Origin of the sequence: Pseudoalteromonas sp. SG44-1 (assembly GCF_014164315.1) — a bacterium.
GTDB lineage: Bacteria > Pseudomonadota > Gammaproteobacteria > Enterobacterales > Alteromonadaceae > Pseudoalteromonas > Pseudoalteromonas rhizosphaerae.
In genome coordinates this window covers 1-1,500 of record NZ_JACJEW010000168.1, presented here as the reverse complement: position 1 = coordinate 1,500, position 1,500 = coordinate 1, and the positions used below count along the sequence as shown (strand labels likewise).

Genomic DNA, 1,500 nt, shown 5'->3' with positions numbered 1-1,500 from the left:
AGTAAATCCTCTTTTTATATTTCACGTAAAATCGAAGTAACCGATTGAATCAAAATAGGAACTCAGCTATGGTTAATGCATCAATAAAAATAAATTAAAAACGAGTTATTCTACAGCCTCGTTAGTTTTCACAAGTTAGCGAGAGAAGCAGAGAAATATGGATTTATTTAATTTAAAAGGAGTTTACTCGCTTGCCTTGGAGCCAGAAAATCAAATTGATTTTGATTATTGGGCGTCGCAAGAAGGGTTGGTGGACTATCTAGAGGATGAAGCGAAGGATGAATACATTATCATCTATTCTTCCCTACCACACACTTTCATACATTCAGTACTTATTCCCAACGTTGAGCCAAATGATGAAGTACTAATAGATCTCCAAAAGTGGAGTTACGACCCGTTCTCATCATGGGGGCTAACTTGCTCGTCTGATGATGCTTGGATAGAACCTCCTCTTTCTAGCTCGGGGAGTGAAACGCTGAAAACTGGTGAGCAGATCGTATTCGGGCGTTCATTTGAAGGTATCAATAACAATCAAAGTTATTATGAATTAAACCAAAAATTAGCTCATGTACTTGATATCCACTTTGTTCCAGAGCGAAATGCATGGTGCAAGCTGGATGATCATGGGGATATGCTCGATGTATTTAAAATACTCGAAATTGATGACCTTCCAAGGAATGAGACTGGCACAATAATATGCGCGAAGAAGGAAGTGTTAAGCGAGTATTTAGGTGTTGAAAACCTAACTTTAATTAGAATGTTTGATTTTACAAGATATAAGTCTGGTAACTTTTCTGGTTGGGATAATAGTCGCGAGTCCGTGGGTTTTGGAAACTCAGCATCAATTTTTGGTTCCTTATCGATAACTCCAGGGGTAGGAAGTTATTCGAGAGGGTTTCAGCTTATAGAACTTAGTCTCCCTAAAAAGCACATAGTAAACCGTGTTTGGGGTAGGTCTGTTGACGAAGAAACTAAAAAATATTGCTCTTACATTGCCCATGATTGGAAAAATAAGGTCATTACTGAAATATCATGCGATCCTACTTGCTTGTCTAATTATTTCACAAAATCAGATCTTCCCTTCGAGATTACACCTGCGTTTTTTAAACCAGAAGTACTATCTAAATACAAAAGTGATCGAGCAAAATATAAGCTTGATAGTCGCTCTGTAGGTTGTAGAGCTTCATGGCATCTAGAAACTTTCGATATCAATTCTGCTGGGCAGGTTCACACTTATTTAATCTATTTAAGTCGATTGCCATATGAAGAGCAGCTTCATTGGAAACAGTATAACGAGAAACCAAAGGCACCACTTTCAGATCGCGCAATTAAAACAGACTTTGAAGGTCAGTTTTATGAAGAATATGACCCATTGCTGTAATGGTCTAATGAAACTGGACAGGTTTATAGCGTAAAATGAGCTAAACCCAAAAGGTATCACTATGACCAGAAAATCAAAAGTAACACTCAGTGCACAACAAAAACTTGAATATGCCAAAT

At 37.5% G+C, this 1,500-nt stretch carries 1 protein-coding gene; it reads left to right on the top strand.

Features of this window, described 5'->3' with window-relative positions:
- Window positions 1–157 precede the first annotated feature (157 nt).
- Window positions 158–1,381, top strand: a complete 1,224-nt coding sequence (locus H5187_RS23510) for a hypothetical protein (RefSeq protein WP_182798471.1) — start codon at window positions 158–160, stop codon at window positions 1,379–1,381.
- Window positions 1,382–1,500 lie beyond the last annotated feature (119 nt).

What these genes read in the sequence shown, in the direction of transcription:
- H5187_RS23510 (WP_182798471.1), top strand. Translation starts at nt 158, where the DNA reads ATGGATTTATTTAATTTAAAAGGAGTTTACTCGCTTGCCTTGGAGCCA.